This window comes from Methylomonas sp. Uni0009 (genome assembly GCF_054188105.3).
Genome location: NZ_JBTAFN010000001.1, coordinates 3,459,677 through 3,476,164 on the forward strand (window position 1 = coordinate 3,459,677; position 16,488 = coordinate 3,476,164).

General features: G+C 52.1%; 19 protein-coding genes. 10 read left to right on the forward strand and 9 right to left on the reverse strand.

All coding sequences use genetic code 11. The annotated features are described in order from the left end of the window. Positions 1 to 155: 155 nt before the first annotated feature. The 3 genes from ACWAU0_RS16050 to ACWAU0_RS16060 all read left to right on the forward strand — a co-directional run bounded on the left by ACWAU0_RS16050 (position 156) and on the right by ACWAU0_RS16060 (position 3,963). Positions 156 to 683, forward strand: coding sequence for a hypothetical protein (locus ACWAU0_RS16050; protein ID WP_240617966.1), 528 nt, complete (start codon positions 156 to 158; stop codon positions 681 to 683). Positions 684 to 1,042: 359 nt separating this feature from the next. Beyond that, entirely contained in the window at positions 1,043 to 2,314 is a 1,272-nt protein-coding gene (locus tag ACWAU0_RS16055) for a cyclic di-GMP phosphodiesterase (RefSeq protein ID WP_458137254.1), read from the forward strand. Next, complete coding sequence (locus tag ACWAU0_RS16060) at positions 2,311 to 3,963, forward strand: PAS domain-containing sensor histidine kinase (protein ID WP_171695723.1); 1,653 nt, start codon at positions 2,311 to 2,313, stop codon at positions 3,961 to 3,963. Before ACWAU0_RS16055 ends, ACWAU0_RS16060 begins: the two co-directional genes overlap by 4 nt. A gap of 223 nt (positions 3,964 to 4,186) precedes the next feature. Here ACWAU0_RS16060 and ACWAU0_RS16065 read toward each other — a convergent pair whose 3' ends face one another. Continuing rightward, on the reverse strand, positions 4,187 to 4,609 hold the full coding sequence (locus tag ACWAU0_RS16065; RefSeq protein ID WP_458137255.1) for a hypothetical protein: 423 nt from the start codon (positions 4,607 to 4,609) through the stop codon (positions 4,187 to 4,189). Between the two features lie 9 nt (positions 4,610 to 4,618). Beyond that, positions 4,619 to 4,924: a hypothetical protein gene (locus ACWAU0_RS16070; protein ID WP_171695721.1), complete on the reverse strand. Its 306-nt coding sequence runs from the start codon at positions 4,922 to 4,924 to the stop codon at positions 4,619 to 4,621. 176 nt (positions 4,925 to 5,100) lie between these two features. On the opposite strand from ACWAU0_RS16070, the gene ACWAU0_RS16075 reads away from it, so the two are divergent. Beyond that, a complete protein-coding gene (locus tag ACWAU0_RS16075) occupies positions 5,101 to 5,724 on the forward strand; it encodes a PEP-CTERM sorting domain-containing protein (protein ID WP_458137256.1) in 624 nt (207 codons plus the stop codon). Positions 5,725 to 5,809: 85 nt separating this feature from the next. Here the strand turns inward: ACWAU0_RS16075 and pntB are convergent, their stop codons facing one another. Together pntB and ACWAU0_RS16085 are read right to left on the reverse strand one after the other, a co-directional pair. Next, a complete protein-coding gene (gene pntB, locus ACWAU0_RS16080) occupies positions 5,810 to 7,198 on the reverse strand; it encodes a Re/Si-specific NAD(P)(+) transhydrogenase subunit beta (protein WP_458137257.1) in 1,389 nt (462 codons plus the stop codon). A 10-nt stretch (positions 7,199 to 7,208) separates the two neighbouring features. Continuing rightward, the gene (locus ACWAU0_RS16085; protein ID WP_415880562.1) at positions 7,209 to 8,765 is read right to left on the reverse strand and encodes a Re/Si-specific NAD(P)(+) transhydrogenase subunit alpha; all 1,557 of its coding nucleotides are present in this window, start codon (positions 8,763 to 8,765) and stop codon (positions 7,209 to 7,211) included. Positions 8,766 to 8,923: 158 nt separating this feature from the next. Here ACWAU0_RS16085 and ACWAU0_RS16090 point away from each other — a divergent pair, with 158 nt between their 5' ends. Genes ACWAU0_RS16090 through ACWAU0_RS16105 form a run of 4 tightly spaced genes read left to right on the forward strand, consistent with a single transcriptional unit; the run spans position 8,924 to position 12,449 of the window. Further along, on the forward strand, positions 8,924 to 9,850 hold the full coding sequence (locus tag ACWAU0_RS16090) for a GGDEF domain-containing response regulator (protein WP_458137258.1): 927 nt from the start codon (positions 8,924 to 8,926) through the stop codon (positions 9,848 to 9,850). A gap of 4 nt (positions 9,851 to 9,854) precedes the next feature. After that, positions 9,855 to 10,781 (forward strand): hypothetical protein, encoded by a 927-nt coding sequence (locus ACWAU0_RS16095; protein ID WP_458137259.1) that lies wholly within the window; start codon positions 9,855 to 9,857, stop codon positions 10,779 to 10,781. Then, on the forward strand, positions 10,778 to 11,455 hold the full coding sequence (locus tag ACWAU0_RS16100) for an HAD family hydrolase (protein WP_101051946.1): 678 nt from the start codon (positions 10,778 to 10,780) through the stop codon (positions 11,453 to 11,455). The genes ACWAU0_RS16095 and ACWAU0_RS16100 overlap by 4 nt, the downstream gene beginning before the upstream one ends. Before the next feature lie 55 nt (positions 11,456 to 11,510). Further along, entirely contained in the window at positions 11,511 to 12,449 is a 939-nt protein-coding gene (locus ACWAU0_RS16105) for a beta-ribofuranosylaminobenzene 5'-phosphate synthase family protein (RefSeq protein ID WP_276308149.1), read from the forward strand. A gap of 8 nt (positions 12,450 to 12,457) precedes the next feature. On the opposite strand, the gene soxZ is transcribed toward ACWAU0_RS16105, so the two are convergent. Both soxZ and ACWAU0_RS16115 read right to left on the reverse strand, forming a co-directional pair. Next, positions 12,458 to 12,769: a thiosulfate oxidation carrier complex protein SoxZ gene (soxZ, locus tag ACWAU0_RS16110; RefSeq protein ID WP_101051947.1), complete on the reverse strand. Its 312-nt coding sequence runs from the start codon at positions 12,767 to 12,769 to the stop codon at positions 12,458 to 12,460. A gap of 1 nt (position 12,770) precedes the next feature. Next, entirely contained in the window at positions 12,771 to 13,229 is a 459-nt protein-coding gene (locus tag ACWAU0_RS16115; protein WP_133120647.1) for a thiosulfate oxidation carrier protein SoxY, read from the reverse strand. Positions 13,230 to 13,352: 123 nt separating this feature from the next. On the opposite strand from ACWAU0_RS16115, the gene ACWAU0_RS16120 reads away from it, so the two are divergent. After that, positions 13,353 to 13,547 carry a hypothetical protein gene (locus ACWAU0_RS16120; protein WP_033156590.1) on the forward strand — a complete coding sequence of 65 codons (195 nt, stop codon included), beginning with the start codon at positions 13,353 to 13,355 and terminating at the stop codon, positions 13,545 to 13,547. A 97-nt stretch (positions 13,548 to 13,644) separates the two neighbouring features. Here ACWAU0_RS16120 and ACWAU0_RS16125 read toward each other — a convergent pair whose 3' ends face one another. The 3 genes from ACWAU0_RS16125 to nagZ are packed head-to-tail and all read right to left on the reverse strand — an operon-like array spanning position 13,645 to position 15,936. After that, complete coding sequence (locus tag ACWAU0_RS16125) at positions 13,645 to 14,385, reverse strand: S-methyl-5'-thioinosine phosphorylase (RefSeq protein ID WP_101051949.1); 741 nt, start codon at positions 14,383 to 14,385, stop codon at positions 13,645 to 13,647. Continuing rightward, on the reverse strand, positions 14,382 to 14,927 hold the full coding sequence (locus ACWAU0_RS16130; protein WP_165786271.1) for a hypoxanthine-guanine phosphoribosyltransferase: 546 nt from the start codon (positions 14,925 to 14,927) through the stop codon (positions 14,382 to 14,384). Before ACWAU0_RS16130 ends, ACWAU0_RS16125 begins: the two co-directional genes overlap by 4 nt. Next, positions 14,920 to 15,936 (reverse strand): beta-N-acetylhexosaminidase, encoded by a 1,017-nt coding sequence (nagZ, locus tag ACWAU0_RS16135; protein WP_101051951.1) that lies wholly within the window; start codon positions 15,934 to 15,936, stop codon positions 14,920 to 14,922. The genes ACWAU0_RS16130 and nagZ overlap by 8 nt, the downstream gene beginning before the upstream one ends. Before the next feature lie 62 nt (positions 15,937 to 15,998). Between nagZ and ACWAU0_RS16140 the strand changes: the two genes are divergently transcribed. Continuing rightward, positions 15,999 to 16,406, forward strand: coding sequence for a flagellar basal body-associated FliL family protein (locus ACWAU0_RS16140; protein ID WP_033156742.1), 408 nt, complete (start codon positions 15,999 to 16,001; stop codon positions 16,404 to 16,406). The last annotated feature ends 82 nt before the right edge of the window (positions 16,407 to 16,488 follow it).

The window sequence follows — 16,488 nt, forward strand, 5'->3', positions numbered from 1 at the left end:
AACTGCATTGTAGGCAACATATTGACAACGCTTGGTGGCGGATACAGACTGAGGGTACAACCGCCAAGCTGGGGAACGAATTTGATCTCCAGTATCCGGTTGGCCGAGCCGAAAGTTTAGGGATGAAAGTAAACAATAATAATCAGGAGAGCAGCATGAAAACAATCGTTTTGGGATTTGTCTTGGCTTTCAACAGCCTGACTGCACACGCTGCAAAATACGGTCTGGAGCCGGGCGATGCGGTACTGACCAATTGCCACGAAATTTATACCCGGGGGGTGGTTAAAGCCAAAGTCGATGACGGCTATACCGTGCACTTTCCCAAGAACGCCGGGCCTATCCAGTGTCCGCCGTTTCGTTGGCATGCAGAGTTCGTGTTGCCGTTTCAATCGGTTTCGGAGTATAGCCTGAAGTTTTTGGGCGGCTTAAAACGCGACATCCTGTTTCAAGTAGGCGAACCGGTGACTTTTCGGGTCGATACCGACAGGCGCGTCGTCAAAACCAAAGCCAGCATTGATATTGACGCACAGATTACCGACATCAGCAGCAACGGCGCGATAGCCGTGAAGTTAATCAGCACTGATCCGGAAGCGGCGGCGACATTTTGGCAATGGATAGGCGGCAATTATGTCGATTTGCGGCATAAATATTTGGAACTGGAACGGGATAAAAGATCTCGCTAAGCTAAACACCTTCAGGTAATTGCCAACGCAAGCACCGGCACTCTTAGCTATCTTCTAATGGATCATCGTCCGGATGCAGAAGAAGGGAAACACATGGCTCAATTGCTAAGGGGGTATGAGGAGAATGACTTGCTATTCAGTTCCCAAGCTTTTGATTGGCATGGGGTCCAACTGGATTTGACTCCTGGTTTGCTTATTTTCCTTATTTCCCCTACGCTTCCGGTCAAACTCACTGAAGCAGCGTCTTCCGTATGAAGATGATCGCAAAACCGGGAGTGGTCTGGGGCGGCGTATGGGTAGAGACGGTATGAATTCGACATTTTTCCATCTGACAAAAGTTGATCGAACTGCCAATCCCTATGCAAGATGACCTCAACATCACCATGGATCAGCTTCGGGTCGGGTTGTATATCCACCTCGATCTCAAGTGGTTTGATCACCCATTCTCGTTCAGCCATTTCAAGATTAAAAACGAGGCGCAGATCAAGACCCTGCAGGGTCTTGGGCTGAAATCGATTCGTTACGATCCGGCCCTCAGCGATGTCAATCCGCTGCCTAAAAAAACACAGCAGGTAGAGCAACCACAGCTTGCCGCCAAGCCGGATATTTCGCCGGCGTTGGCAGCCAAACTGGCGCTGGTCGAGCGGATCCAGCAGCAGCGAGAGGTGGCGGCGCGGATTGAAAATGCCTTTATCGATACCGCTAAAACGATACACGGCATTGAGAAAAGCCTGTTTACCATGCCGGCGGAAACCGTGCGCAAGGCTGGGCAATTGGTGGACCAAATTGTCGACTCGCTGCTTTGCGCACCGGAACTTGCTATACATGTCATGATCGGCAAAGTGGGTGCAGAGGAAATGTATTACCACTCTTTGAATGTCACCATGCTTTCCCTAATGATGGCGCGCGACATCCAGTTGCCCCAAGAACTGGTCGGCAGCTTGGGCATAGGCGCACTGTTTCACGATATTGGCCACAAGGAAATTCCAACAAAAATTCTGATGAAAAAGGAGCCGCTCAATCAGGCTGAGCGGCATTTGTTTGAAATGCATTGCCAGTACGGCGCGGAAATCGGCCAGCGGCTGGGGTTGACGCCTGCTGTAGTGACCATCATCCGCGAACATCACGAATGGTTCGATGGGACTGGCTACCCTAATAAACTAAAGGGTGAGGCTATCGGTTTGCTTTCCCGGATTGTTGTCATTGCCAACCACTACGATGAATTGTGCAATCCGGTGAATATTAACGATGCGTTGACACCTCATGAGGCACTGTCGACAATGTTTGCCAAGTTGCGCAACAAATTCGATCAGAAACTGCTCCAGGTCTTTATCCGTTGTCTTGGGGTTTATCCGCCCGGCACCATTGTGCAGTTTTCCAATGGGGTGATCGGCATGGTGGTTACCGTTAATACCGCCAAGCCGATGAAACCGCTGGTGCTGATTTACGACGCCGATATTCCCAGGGATGAGGCGATTCTGGTGGACACGGCGTGCGAAGCGGATGCGAATATCGCAAAGGCGATCAGGCCGGCGCAGGTCCCGCGGGAGATATACAACTATCTCAGTCCGCGCAAACGGGTCAATTACTATTTCGATCCGAATACGCCTGGGCAGGAGCGAGCCGGATGATCAGCCTCGAACATCTGATGCTTGATTACAGCCGGTATATGATGTTGTTGGTTGAACCCGGTGAGTTGCGGATCATCGTTGCCAACAAGATTGTCGAGAAAATGCTGGGCTATTCGGAAGCCGAATTGCTGGCCATGCCGATCACCAACATCGAAAGTTCATTGCAAGACGTGTTTTATTGGGAGGACGTCCGTAACGGCCAATACCAGGATATCGAGACCCAGGACGGACTTTACCAATGCGCCGACGGTTCGATGCTGACGGTGACCAAATCCGTCAAAGTCATTGATCACGAAGGAAGCCCTTTGATTCTGGTGCAGGCCAGGGATGTACAGAACGAGCACAAGGCCGAGGATGCTCTGGCCCAAATATTGTCTCAATTGCGGGCGACGTTGGAATCGACAGGCAATGGCATTCTGGTCATCGATTGGCATGGCAAGATCGCCAACATGAACCGCCAGTTCAGCAGCATGTGGGGCATTTCCGACGAGTTGCTGCTGGAGGGGGAGGAAGCGGATATTCTCGAGTTTATTGCCGGGCTGGTTGCCGAGCCGGAAATATTTCGTATGCGCCTACAGGAACTCGTCGGCAACAGCGAAACCGAAGATATTCTGAGCCTCAATGATGGCCGGATTTTCGAATGTAGATCCCGGCCGCAATATCTAGGCGAGCACATCATCGGCCGCGTCTTCGGCTTTAACGATATTACCGAACGCAAACGGGCCGAGGAAGCATTGCGCGATTCCCGAGACGAGCTCGAAGAACAGGTGCGAAAGCGCACTGAATCCCTGCAAATGGCCAATACGCAATTGCTGGCCGAGAAGGCACGTCAAGAGGAGCTGATCAGGCAGCTTGAAGAAACCCAGATGCAACTGCTGCAATCCGAAAAAATGGCTTCGATTGGTCAGCTCGCGGCCGGTGTGGCTCACGAAATCAATAATCCCATTGGCTTCGTCAACTCCAATTTGAGCACCTTGCAAGAGTATGTCGATGGCATGCTGGCACTGCTGGCGGCTTACGAACGGATTGAAGGGTCGTTGGTAAATGAGGCCTTGCAAAATATCACGCATCTGAAGCAGGAAATCAATATCGGCTATCTGCGCGAAGATATTGGCGATCTTCTGGCGGAATCCCTCGACGGCCTGCAGCGAGTGCGGCGCATCGTTAAGGATCTGAAGGATTTCTCTCACGTCGGCGAACTGGAACAGCAATCGGCGAATCTTGAGGCTGGTCTCGACAGTACGCTTAACGTGGTGTGGAACGAGATCAAGTACAAGGCCGACGTCGTCAAGGAATACGGCGGAATCCCCGAGATAAATTGCATCGCGTCCCAGCTCAACCAAGTGTTTATGAACCTTTTGATCAACGCCGTGCAAGCCATCGAGGATCACGGCCGAATTACGATTCGCACCGCGTATGACGAGCAAAATGTTTGGGTTGAGGTGGAGGACACCGGCAAGGGCATCAAGCCCGAACAGCTTGGAAAAATCTTCGATCCGTTTTTTACCACCAAATCAGTTGGCATGGGCACAGGCCTGGGCCTGTCTTTATCGTATGGGATCGTTAAAAAGCACAATGGGCGAATAGAGGTGAAGAGCGAACTGGGGAAGGGTACGTGCTTTCGCGTATGTTTGCCGCGGACTGGCTGACAGGCGCTTCAGCATTTTGCCGTTATGAGGGCGTAAATATTTTTGCCAATTCCCCCCGATAAATAGCGGTGCCCATGCTACCAGACTGATTTAAGTGATAGATCAGAAGCAAGGCCGCTTTCAGAGCAATAACAGACCTTGGTGCTAAAGGTCGTGGAAGGCAGGTCTTTATCGCTTTCGTCTCAACTAGTCCTAACTAAAGCTAGAAGAATTCGGGTCAGCGTTACGGCAAAGCCCTGATCATGCGTGAGCATATCGCATAATATTCGCCGCCTTCCCAGGCCAGGGTAACCAAGCTAAGCGCCTTGCTATCGGTATCATTCGTTGGATCGGTAATGAGCGATAGTTGTGTTTGCCAGTACCAATTGACCGACTCGACCGATTTCGTGCAATCACCGAACGGCGATACGACATCACCGAACAAGGTTTCCGCTTTTGCCCGCAGCGATTTCAGCAATTCCGAGAGTTCTTCCCGCTTTAAATTACTTTTTAACACCATGCCGTCTCGGGTCATATCTTGAGCATCGGTAAAGGCATTCAGCCAAGTTTCCGCATCGGCTTTATTCGGTGCTTTAAACGATAAATAGTTGTCAGCATAGGTGGGGGCACAAAAGGCCAGCGTTGATCCCAATAGCAGTCTTTTCATAATGTCTCGTTAATAGCTTGATGATTTAGTTTGGGTTGCCGTTTGCATTTGGTTGAAAACCTCTAACAGCTGAGCAATCTCTTCTTCCGTTGACCGAGAGGCGATTTGTGGCTTGCCCCGGATTTTCGCTTCGGTCCAGTCGACAGCTTCGCCTGATCCCCAGGATAGCAGCGAGGCCAAGGTAAACACCAGCAAACTGCGTGTCGTGCCACGGGGCAAATCTTGCTTATCCAGCAAAGTTTGGGCACGTTTGGCTACCCAGATGAATACGAGGGTGGTAATGATCAGGTTCCAGATGGATGGTAAGGTAAACAAATTCACTCCAACTTTTTAACTTGTGGCAAAACCAGCCTCTGCTCTATTTAGTCAGGGTTTAGGCTACTAGCGCTTATTACTACCGGAGGCTTGGTCGTAATGCTTTTGGGCAATATGATCGATAACCACCAAGTGATAACCTTACGCTACTCACATAACTTAAAGGTATCTGAAAAATGAAAAAACTGACTTCGGCTCTTATCCTGGCTGGTTCAATATCAGGCGCGCAAGCATCTACTTTACTGACCAGCGTTTTTACTGCCGATAATGCCTTTGAAGCGTACGTCAGCTCCAGCGCAACCTCGATTAGTAGCCCTGCTATTCTAAGCGGCAACGATTGGGGTAGCACGTATTCTTCGGTCGACAACCTAACCACCACGTCTGTTTCCTATCTGATTTTAAAAGTCACCAATCAAGGTGGCCCGGGTGCAGCATTGGGTACTTTTACGCTGTCGAATAACGACTACTTATTCGGCAATGGCGCAAATACTATTTCAACTGGCGGTACCGGTTGGAGTATGTATGTAGATTCGCTGGTGAATCCGGCATCCCCGATTGTCGCAGAGGGTGCCAATGGAATATCGCCCTGGGGCTTCCACTCCGGTATCGATTCCAGCGCGCAATGGGTCTGGTACTATAACAGTATCAATACCAATGGCGCAGGAGCATGGGGCAGTGATAATAGTACCGTTTATTTGGTCACTTCAATTACGCCAGCCGCTGTACCAGTGCCTGGTGCGATCTGGTTTATGGGTACCGGATTACTGGGTTTCCTGGGCCTGAAACGTAAAAAGGCCTGATATTCTTCGTCCTTTGCGGCTGCCCCGTTTGAGGTGGCCGCCAATTAACTTCGTTGGCGGTCACCGATCAGGGCATATTACTAGGTCACCCCTGCAAAGCCTTCAACAAGCCCTGCAATTTATCATTAGCGTCGCCGAACAACATACGGGTGTTGTCATGCACGAACAGGGGATTGCCGACGCCGGCGTAACCCGATGCCATCGAGCGTTTCAAGACGATAGTGGCAGCACCTTTCCAGCATTCCAGCACCGGCATGCCGGCTATCGGGCTGTTGGGGTCGTCCAAAGCAGAGGGGTTGACGATGTCGTTGGCGCCAATGACGATGGAGACGTCGACATGCGGAAAGTCTTCGTTGATTTCATCCATTTCAAACACGATGTCATACGGCACTTTCGCTTCTGCCAACAAGACGTTCATATGCCCCGGCATGCGGCCAGCCACTGGATGGATGGCAAACCGAACTTTTTTGCCGCGACCGGTCAGCAATTTGGTGATTTCGTTGACCGTGTGCTGTGCTTGCGCCACGGCCATGCCATAGCCGGGAATGATCACGATGTCTTTGGCATCCAGCAATAATTGGGCTGTTTCTTCCACTTCAATGGGTTGTACCTCACCGACCACTTCTGCCGCTTCACCACCCGCGCTACCGAAACCGCCGGCAATCACGCTGAGAAAGTGTCGATTCATCGCCCGGCACATGATGTAACTTAAGATCGCCCCGCTGGAGCCGACCAGCGCACCGGTGACGATCAGCAAGTCGTTGCTGAGCATAAAACCCGTAGCGGCCGCCGCCCAACCGGAATAGCTGTTGAGCATCGATACCACCACCGGCATATCCGCGCCGCCGATGGCCATCACCATGTGTACCCCAAATACCAAGGCGATAATGGTCATAATTGCCAACGGCAGCATGCCGCCACCGCTTTCTGCCGCGCTCAGAAAGCTGCCGCCCAAAATCACGGTAACGACCAGCATGGCCAGGTTTAGCCAATGCCGTGCTGGCAACAACACCGGCTTGCCGCTGATGCGACCGCAGAGCTTGCCGAAGGCGATCACCGAACCGGAAAAGGTCACCGCACCAATAAATATACCGATGTAGGTTTCCACTTCGTGGATGGTTTTTTCGGCGCCGACCAAACTGTTGGAGTGATCCATGGCGTTGGCGTAACCGACTAATACCGCTGCCATACCGACCAAGCTGTGCATTAATGCCACCAGCTCCGGCATTTGTGTCATTTCCACTTTCGCGGCGGCTTTGGTACCGATAAATCCACCGATCAGCAGGGCAATCGTGAGTATGACGTAGGCGGTCACACTGCCGCCGAATACCGTGGCTGCAATCGCAATCGCCATCCCGGTCATGCCGTAATAATTGCCGCGCCGCGCTGTGTCCTGCTTGCTCAAGCCGCTGAGGCTGAGAATGAATAGAATCGAGGCTGCGATGTACGCCATCGTAACTAGACCGTTTGACATGTAGCTCTCCTTATTTTCTAAACATTTCAAGCATGCGGCGCGTCACCAGGAAGCCGCCGGCAATATTGATGGACGCGATCAGAATGGCCACCGCCGACAAAATACCGATTATCGAGTCAGGCGAGGACACCTGCACCAGAGCACCGATGACAATAATGCCGCTGATGGCGTTGGTCACGCTCATTAAGGGCGTGTGCAGTGACGGTGAGACATTCCAAATCACTTGGTAACCGACGAAACAAGCCAGTACAAATACCGTGAAGTGCGATAAAAACGACGTAGGTGCCGTCGCGCCGACCGCAAAGAACACCAGAGCAGCCAAGGCAATCGGCAACCATTGCTTTATCGGTTCAGGTACCAAAGATTTGGTTTCCACTGCGGCGGCGGCTTCGGCTGCTGCCGCTTGTTTGGGGGCAGCGGACAGTTTGGGCGGTGGTGGAGGCCAGGTGATATTGCCTTCCTTAATCACTGTCGCGCCGCGTATCACCTCGTCTTCCATGTTAATGACGGTATTGCCGTCCTTGCCGGGCGTGAGATCGGTGAGTAGATGCCGCAGATTGGTGGCGTAAAGCTGGCTGGATTGATTAGCCAAGCGGCTGGGCAAATTGGTGTAACCGATGATGGTGACATCGTGTTTCACCACGACCTGATTTTTCTCGGTCAAGGCGCAGTTACCGCCTTGTTCGGCGGCCAAATCCACGATCACGCTGCCGGGTTTCATGGACGCCACCATCTCTGCGGTAATCAATTCGGGCGCAGGTTTACCGGGGATCAAGGCCGTGGTGACGATGATGTCCACTTCCTTCGCTTGCTGGGCAAACAAAGCCATCTCGGCTTCGATAAATTCTTTGGACATGGTTTTGGCGTAACCGCCGGTGCCGGAGCCGTCTTCCTGAAAGTCGAGCATCAAAAACTCGGCGTCCATACTTTCAATTTGTTCTTTCACTTCAGGGCGGGTATCGAAAGCGCGGACAATGGCGCCCATACCTTTCGCAGCACCAATCGCAGCCAGACCGGCTACACCAGCACCAATCACCAACACTTTGGCGGGCGGGATTTTGCCTGCAGCGGTGATTTGACCGGTGAAGAAGCGGCCAAAATGTTGCGCGGCTTCTACGATGGCTCGATAACCGGCGATATTGGCCATGGAACTCAGGGCGTCCATTTTTTGGGCGCGGGACATACGCGGCACGCTGTCCATGGCCAACACAGAGACTTTTTTGGCGGCCAATTTTTGCATTAGTGCTTCGTTTTGCGCCGGCCAGATAAAGCTGATCAATTGCTGGCCTTCGCGCAGCAAATCGGCTTCTTCTATGTTCAATTGCGGATGAAATTCGGGCGCCCGGACTTTCATGATAATGTCGCTGTTTTGCCATAATTCCTGCGCCGAAGCGACGACTTGTACGCCTGCCGCACGATAAGCGTCATCGGAAATATTGGCATTGTCGCCGGCGCCGCTTTCCACCAGTACTTCAAAACCTAGTTTGATGATTTTTTCAGCGGCCTCGGGCGTGGTAGCGACGCGCTTTTCGCCGTCGTGAACTTCTTTTGGAACACCGATCTTCATGGTTTCTCCTAAGGTTTGGAGGGGAATAACGGATTGTTGGTAGGCTGAAAAGCCAGCGGGCGAGGATAGGGGATTGACTCGGTTTTATCAATTGTTTTCTGTGAGTTCAATTAATTACGCTAGAATCCTAGAGTCTGCTTAAGCCAACTAAAACAACAATGAAAATATTGGTGGTCGATGATAGTAAAGTGATCAGGCAGCTGGTTGCGGAATGCCTGAAAGAAATGGGGCATGCGGTGTCCTATGCGGAAAACGGTTCCGAAGCCTTGCAATATGTCGCCGACCAAGACGTGGATTTAATTTTGATGGATGTGGAAATGCCCTTGCTGAGCGGTTTCGAGGCCACGAAAGCCATCCGCGAGCTAAAAAAGGCCGATTGGTTTCCCATCATTTTTTTTACGATGCGCGACGATGATGAGTCGTTCGTTAACGGTATTTTGGCCGGCGGCGATGCCTATCTGCCTAAGCCGCTGAATCCTACCCGTTTGCGATTGACAGTGATCGCGATGGAGCGGATTTATGTGATGCGGCAAAAGCTGCAAACCACTCAGCGGGAATTGCAGGCCGCCAATCGGGAATTGGAGCGTTTATCATTGCGCGATCAATTAACCGGCTTGGGCAATCGCCGCCATTTCGATAGCAATCTTGCCATGCAGTTTGCGCTGTCCCGTCGCAATAAAACGCCGTTGTCTTTGATTATTTGCGATATCGATCACTTTAAGAAATATAACGACACCTTAGGGCACCCGCAAGGCGATGGCTGTTTGATTGCGGTGGCGAAAGTTCTCACGGAGCAATTGGAGCGTAGCAGTGATCTCATTTGTCGCTACGGTGGCGAGGAGTTCGTGGCGATCTTGCCCGATACGGCTTTGCAAGATGCCCTTAAGCTTGCTGAAAATATTCGCCGGCAAGTTTTTGAAAAAAACATCGTTTACGGCGACACCGAGACTCAGTGTGTTAGCCTGAGTTTGGGTGTGGCAACCTATGTTGGCCAATATAGAACCGCGCTGGAGATGTTGGAAGCGGCGGATGCCGCTTTGTACAAGGCCAAGCAAAGCGGCCGTAACCGGGTGGAGTTCAATTAAAACCGTGTATCGAGCCAAAGATTTTATAGAAACTGCGGAAGGATTGATTTTCGCGGTCGTTGTTAAGGGCCAGGAAAATGGGAAGGTCTTATGTTTTCTGCGCTACCTCTGTGTGGAGGGCGTTTGGCGCAAGGTCGACACCGCACTGGCGAACCAACATCTTGAGCAATATTGCCCGCAGTACCTGCATTATTCGACGCTGCTTGACGCGCATTTACACGCCGTGCCCAGTGCCGCTATTGTTCGGCATTATCAGCCTCAAAAATTATTGCAAAGATTGTTGGCTGAGGAGCCCGGCGATCCGGTATTGGCCGATTTGCACAAACTGTGTGGTTTGTTGCGGTCCAATGGCTTGGACCTTAGCCGATTCGGCGTGACCGGCTCGCTGCTGGTGGGTATGCAAAAACACAGTTCCGATATTGATCTGGTGTGTTACGAGCGTGGCGAGTTTCATCGTGCGCGCAATATCGTCCAAGCCTTGATTGCCGAAGATCGTTGCCAGGCATTAAACGATGAAGACTGGTTGGAGGCTTACCAGCGGCGAGCCAGCGATTTTGCCTTTGACGAATATGTCTGGCACGAGCAGCGCAAATACAACAAGGGCATGATCAATGGGCGTAAATTCGATTTGTCGCTGGCGGTTGCCGATCAGGAAGCACAGGATAAAAGCTATCGTAAACTGGGCTTCATCACTATCGACGCCGAAGTGTGTGAAGACCAATTCAGTTTCGATTATCCCGCTCGGTTTGCTATCAAGCATCCCCAAGTTGATAGCGTGGTGTGTTTTACCGCCACTTACAACGGCCAGGCACAAATCGGCGAACGGATTCGCGTGGCCGGGCAGTTGGAAGTTGATCAAGATGGTGTGCAGCGCATAGTAGTCGGTTCGAATCGGGAAGCCATAGGCGAGTTTATTAAGGTCATCCGGTGACAGATCGGCATTGGCGGGCGGTTATTTTCGATATGGACGGTCTGGTTTTGGATAGCGAACCGACTTATGTTCAGGCTTGGCGGGCCGGGGCCGATGAGCTTGGTTTTGCGCTGCCGGCTGAATTTTGGGATAGCTTGTCCGGTTGCTCAGGAAAGACGGTTGCGCACCGTTTGCAGGAGCAATGTGGCGTTGGCCTCAATCTGGACAAGTTTCAACATTTAAGTAGCGATTATTGGCTCGCACATGTGCAGCAACACGGTATCGCCGTAAAGCCCGGTTTTTTTGCCGTGTTGGAGGTATTGGCTCAGTACCAATTGCCGTTCTGTCTGGCCACTAATAGCGCGCTGGCGGCGGCGCAACAATGCCTGGCCTGGGCCGGATTGATGGATGTTTTTTCTTATATCGTTGCCGGCGATATGGTCGCCGCGGCAAAGCCGGCCCCGGATATTTTTTTGCGCGCTGCCGCGGAGCTGACACAACCGGTCGAGGACTGTTTGGTGCTGGAAGATTCGCCGACAGGCGTCAGTGCTGCTCTGGCCGCTGGCGCGTCTTGCGTCTTCGTGCCGTCATTACAGCCGGCGGACACCTGGGCTGCCGAACACGCCGATTTTCTCATGGCCGATCTACACCAAGTGGCTGATTTTATCTCGGCCCGCCAACATCATCCGCTATAATGCCGGCTCCTTATTATTTGACGGAATCCAGGTGGTGAAAGCGCGGTACCAATCAGTGACGGTCATAGCACCGGCTCGCTTGCATATGGGCTTTATCGATTTGAGCGGGGCTTTGGGGCGGCATTTCGGTAGCATCGGTTTGGCGCTGAACGAAATCAATACCCAGCTCACCATAACTGCCGCGGATACCCTGCAAGTCAGCGGTCCGTCCGCCGAGCGTGCTCTGAAATGTACCCGGCAATTTTCTCAGCTGCTGGGCGTTTCCGATGCACTTAATATCACTATCGACCATGCCATTCCTGAACATATTGGCTTAGGGTCCGGTACGCAAATGGCTCTGGCTGTTGGTGCGGCGTTGAATGCTTTTTACGGTTTGAAGTTGTCGGTGCGGGAAATAGCGCAACTCTCTGATCGCGGCGCGCGTTCCGGTATTGGTATTGGTATCTTCGAAACAGGCGGCTTGGTGGTTGACGGCGGTCGCGGACCCGACACCAAAACTCCGCCCATGATCGCGCAAATGGCGGTGCCGGAAGACTGGCGGTTTATTTTGGTGTTTGATCAACGCGGCCAAGGTTTGCATGGCGAACAGGAGGTCAGCGCTTTTCAGCAATTGCCGCCGTTTCCGCAAACCCAGGCCGAGCGCTTATGTTACTTGCTATTGATGCAGGGTTTGCCGGCGCTGGCTGAAGGCGATCTTAATAAATTCGGCGAAGTGATTACTGCGTTGCAGCAGGCGGTGGGCGAACACTTCGCGCCGGTGCAGGGTGGGGTGTTTACCAGTCCGGATGTCGCGGCAGCGATGGCTAGTCTGGCTGAGCAAGGCGCGGTGGCGATAGGTCAAACTTCGTGGGGGCCGACCGGATTTTGCGCGGTTGCCGATCCGCTGCGCGCGGCAGAGCTGTTGGCGCAGTTGGAACGGCAATTTGCTGCATCGCCGTTGAGTTTTCTGGTAGCCAGCGCCCGAAATCAGACCGCCGAAATTATTCTTAACTAGCCTATGCTTCAGTCGAGCACGTGCTCGGCGTGATCTTGGTTTTGTCTATTGTCAGTCCATTCGGCACTGAGTCTATCGCCGCTATTTCCTGCTTTTAATCTAAACGTAAAAAACGGATTTTTGGATAGGCTGCCGGCCATATTGGTGGTTAGGATTAGTTGATCGTTTAATTTAACCAGTAACCGCTCGATAAAATGCGCCGGAATCAATTCGCCGTTGGCGTCGCGATTGCGGCCGTTTTCCATCGGATGCGTGATCAGTAATTTAACTTCCGTGTAACCGTCGCGCCGCTGACTTCTGATTTTAATACTGTTAGCCATATCAACCTGTACCGCAGCCGCCGCGCATCACATTCACCCAGCGGCTGGTGCGCAGTAACTCGCCGCCGTGTTCGGCAAGCAAAATCACATTGCAAGATTCGGCTAATTTAATCCGCGCGCTAAGGAAGGGCGCTATCAGCGGCGTGAGTTCGAATTCTGCTAGCAGCGGCGTAGGATTTTTATCGGCGAACAGATACAGTTTTTCGATGTCGTCCAGCTCGCTAGCAATGCTAACCGGCACCACCGCGCCATCTTCGGCAATCTCGGGCAGGATCAAATTGAGTTTATCGCTATCAATCACCGTTCGCTGATCGATAAGCTGCGAGTAGAGGGCGACGAAGTCATCGGCGGCAAAATGCGTTGCCAACCTCTCGGCAAGGACGTTTGCGAATTTGCCGGTCAATAAAGCCGCGGTCAGCAAAATACCGGAGTGCTTTAGAAATAGGCGGCGACTAGGCATAAAATTCAACAACCATAAAAAGTTTGATGTATATCAAAAAATATAAGCTTCCGTTTGTTATCTTTTGCCCCGTTGAAATTTTTTTCAGCACCACCATCACAAACAACAAAAGGAAGGTACAAAATGAGTGAAGTACAAGAAAAAGATAATTTCTGGCTCTATATCGTCATTGCTGTCGTATTGGCGGCTGGCGCCGTACTGATGGTAAAAAATGCCGAGCATGATAAATATGCTACTGCGGCAAAAAATATCGCCGAAGACTCCGCCAACTCAGCTTACCGCAATGATGTACTTCACAGCGGTGGCACGAAAAGATAAGCGCTTTGCAAAGGTTCGGGAAATGTAATCTACGTTTCCCAAATTCGCGGATTTTGGTGGGGCATCCGGGCCCCGTCAAAATCCGTTTCTGTTTCTGCTAGTCGTTGAATAATACCGTTGCTTTCAGCAAGGCGATGGCATTGGTCATGCCAACTTCCAAGTTTTTCTCGATCTCGGCCATGGTGATTTCGCCCTCCACCACACCAGCCGCCCAATTGGCTACCACCGAGATGTTGGCATAAGCCAAACCCAATTCCCGTGCCAACGCGGCTTCCGGCATGCCCGTCATGCCCACCAAATCGCAACCGTCGTTAGCCATACGTTTGATTTCGGCAACCGTTTCCAGCCTTGGCCCTTGGGTGCAGCCGTAAGTGCCTGATGGGGTGAGGGAAATGTTTGCCTGTTGCGCGGCTTGAATAATTCTGGCGCGTAATGAAGGCGTATAGGGCTCGGTGAAATCGATATGCGTGACATGCTCCAGATCTTCGGCAAAAAACGTATGCTCGCGGCCGTAGCTGTAGTCTATCAATTGATCCGGAATGGCAATAACGGCCGGCGCCATTTTCGCGCCGATACCGCCGACCGCCGCTACACCGATAATCTCAGTAACGCCTAGTTGTTTTAATCCCCAGATATTAGCCCGGTAGTTGATCTTGTGCGGTGGGATTCGATGCGGATTGCCGTGTCTGGCCAGGAACACCAATTTCTTCCCATTTAGCTCACCCAGCAAATAAGGCGAGGATGGCTCGCCGAAAGGTGTGGTCAGGCGTTCCTCACCGGTGATGGTGAGTGCTTCGATTTGGGTGAGGCCGGTGCCGCCAATGATAGCCAATGTCATAGTACTTCCTTGCAGGCAAATACGCCTGGCGCATTTCTAAGATAACCCTTGTAATCCATGCCGTAACCAAACAAATAATGATTGGCGACCTTGAGACCGATAAAGTCGGGCTCGATGGGCTTGGTAACTTGCAAATCTTTGTCGAACAGCGCAGCGGTATAAACGGTGCTGGCGCCTTCTTCCCGGCAATATTCGACTATCGCTTGTAGGGTATGGCCTTCGTCGAGAATATCATCGACTACCAACACGGTACGGCCGGCCAATGGCGTAGTCGGTTTGAACAGCCAATGTATATCGCTGCCCGAGGTGGCGTTGCGGTAACGGCTGGCGTGGACGCTGTCCAGATTCAACGGAAAGTCCAGGCGCGGCAGTAACTTGCCGGTAGCGATGATGCCGCCGTTGATGACGCACAACACCAAGGGATTACTGTCTTGCAGTTTGTCGGTGATCGCCGCCGCCATGCTATCCAATGCCGCTTCGACTTCCTCGGCGCTGTGGAGCAGCAGTGCTTGCTGTTTAACAATGCCGATTTCTTCAAGCATGGGCTTCATAAAACTCCGTGATTTGTTTGGAAATGGTTTGCCATTTGTCACTTTTTGCTAAGGCGTCTTTATCGAGCTGGCATTTGCCGCGCATCGCTTGCAGGCGTTGTTCGCGTTTGCTGTTTTGGCTGATGGGCAGTTTATCCAGCACTTGCTCCGCCGCTGTCGAATTATTGCAAACCAGCAGCATATCGCAGCCGGCCTGTTGGGCTAAGCCGGCGCGTTCGGTGAAATCGCCTATGCTGGCCGCGCCTTCCATACTCAGATCGTCGCTGAATATGGCGCCATCGAAACCCAGTTCGCCGCGCAGAATGGTCTGTAGCCAGAAGCTGGAAAAGCCGGCCGGGTAACGGTCTACTTGCGGATAAACCACATGAGCCGGCATGATGGCCTCCAGGCCTTGTGCTATCAATTGTTTGAACGGCAGTAAATCTTGTTGGCGGATGGTTTCCAGATCGCGTTCGTCGACGGGTAGCGTCAAATGCGAATCCAGTGCCACCGCGCCGTGACCAGGGAAGTGTTTGCCGGTGGCAGCCATGCCGGCGCCGCGCATGCCTTGCCGAAATGCGCCGGCCAGTTCTGCGGCTAATTTTGCGTCTTGGGAAAACGAGCGGTTACCGATGATCTCGCTAACCCCGCAATCCACATCCAATACCGGCGCGAAGCTGAAATCCACATCCACGGCCAGCAGTTCGCTGGCCATCAGCCAGCCGGCAGCTTCTGCCAACTCAGGTTGCTCGGCGTAAAAAGCCGCGGCCGGCAGGCGGGTAAAGCCATTTTGAAAGCGTTGCACGCGGCCGCCTTCCTGATCGACGGCGATCAGGATGTCACCGTTGCGTGCAGCGCGGATCTGTTTGATTAAGTCAGCGACTTGTCGCGGATTGTCGTAGTTTCGGGAAAATAGGATTAAGGCGCCGGTATTGGGATGAGCGATTTTTTCTTTGTCCAGCGCACTGAGGCTGTGGGCCTCGATGTCGATCATGACCGGGCCGATAGCTTGTGGTTTCATGGTGTCAAATGGCGAAATTGGAATATACTTTTGGTGTAGTCACTACATTATATGAGGAATCCGTGCGAACATTTATTTTGTTGATCAGTTTGATGCTGTTGCCGGCGATGACCTGGGCGAACTCCGGCGAGAAAAAAGCCGACGAAAGCGCCGGGCCGGTCATAGAGTATCTGGAGATGAAACCCAAGTTTACCGTCAATCTGGCCGAGCCAAAAAAATACCTGATGTTGAACGTGCAGTTACTGGTGGAAGGTGCCGATCATTTGGAAGTCATTAAAAAGCATATGCCGGTTCTGCGCCATGAAATGATAATGATGCTTAGCGGCATGAAAAGTGCCGACCTGCAAAGTATGGAACAGCGCGAAGCCTTACGCTTGAAAACCAAACAAGTGATAACTGATCTGTTGAGCAAAATTCAAAATAGCGACGGTTTTCGTGATGTGTTTTTCTCGGAGTTTTTAATTAACTAGACGCCGCGGTCATTATTGTCCCAAACAAAACTAAGGCTTGCAGCGATGCGAGCTTTTTTTGCGCTGTGATTTTTCCCGTTGT

Bases quoted from the DNA above. Each gene is read 5' to 3' on its own strand.
- ACWAU0_RS16050 (WP_240617966.1), top strand. From the start codon at position 156: ATGAAAACAATCGTTTTGGGATTTGTCTTGGCTTTCAACAGCCTGACT.
- ACWAU0_RS16055 (WP_458137254.1), top strand. From the start codon at position 1,043: ATGCAAGATGACCTCAACATCACCATGGATCAGCTTCGGGTCGGGTTG.
- ACWAU0_RS16060 (WP_171695723.1), top strand. From the start codon at position 2,311: ATGATCAGCCTCGAACATCTGATGCTTGATTACAGCCGGTATATGATG.
- ACWAU0_RS16065 (WP_458137255.1), bottom strand. From the start codon at position 4,609: ATGAAAAGACTGCTATTGGGATCAACGCTGGCCTTTTGTGCCCCCACC.
- ACWAU0_RS16075 (WP_458137256.1), top strand. From the start codon at position 5,101: ATGAAAAAACTGACTTCGGCTCTTATCCTGGCTGGTTCAATATCAGGC.
- pntB (WP_458137257.1), bottom strand. From the start codon at position 7,198: ATGTCAAACGGTCTAGTTACGATGGCGTACATCGCAGCCTCGATTCTA.
- ACWAU0_RS16085 (WP_415880562.1), bottom strand. From the start codon at position 8,765: ATGAAGATCGGTGTTCCAAAAGAAGTTCACGACGGCGAAAAGCGCGTC.
- ACWAU0_RS16090 (WP_458137258.1), top strand. From the start codon at position 8,924: ATGAAAATATTGGTGGTCGATGATAGTAAAGTGATCAGGCAGCTGGTT.
- soxZ (WP_101051947.1), bottom strand. From the start codon at position 12,769: ATGGCTAACAGTATTAAAATCAGAAGTCAGCGGCGCGACGGTTACACG.
- ACWAU0_RS16115 (WP_133120647.1), bottom strand. From the start codon at position 13,229: ATGCCTAGTCGCCGCCTATTTCTAAAGCACTCCGGTATTTTGCTGACC.
- ACWAU0_RS16120 (WP_033156590.1), top strand. From the start codon at position 13,353: ATGAGTGAAGTACAAGAAAAAGATAATTTCTGGCTCTATATCGTCATT.
- ACWAU0_RS16125 (WP_101051949.1), bottom strand. From the start codon at position 14,385: ATGACATTGGCTATCATTGGCGGCACCGGCCTCACCCAAATCGAAGCA.
- ACWAU0_RS16130 (WP_165786271.1), bottom strand. From the start codon at position 14,927: ATGCTTGAAGAAATCGGCATTGTTAAACAGCAAGCACTGCTGCTCCAC.
- nagZ (WP_101051951.1), bottom strand. From the start codon at position 15,936: ATGAAACCACAAGCTATCGGCCCGGTCATGATCGACATCGAGGCCCAC.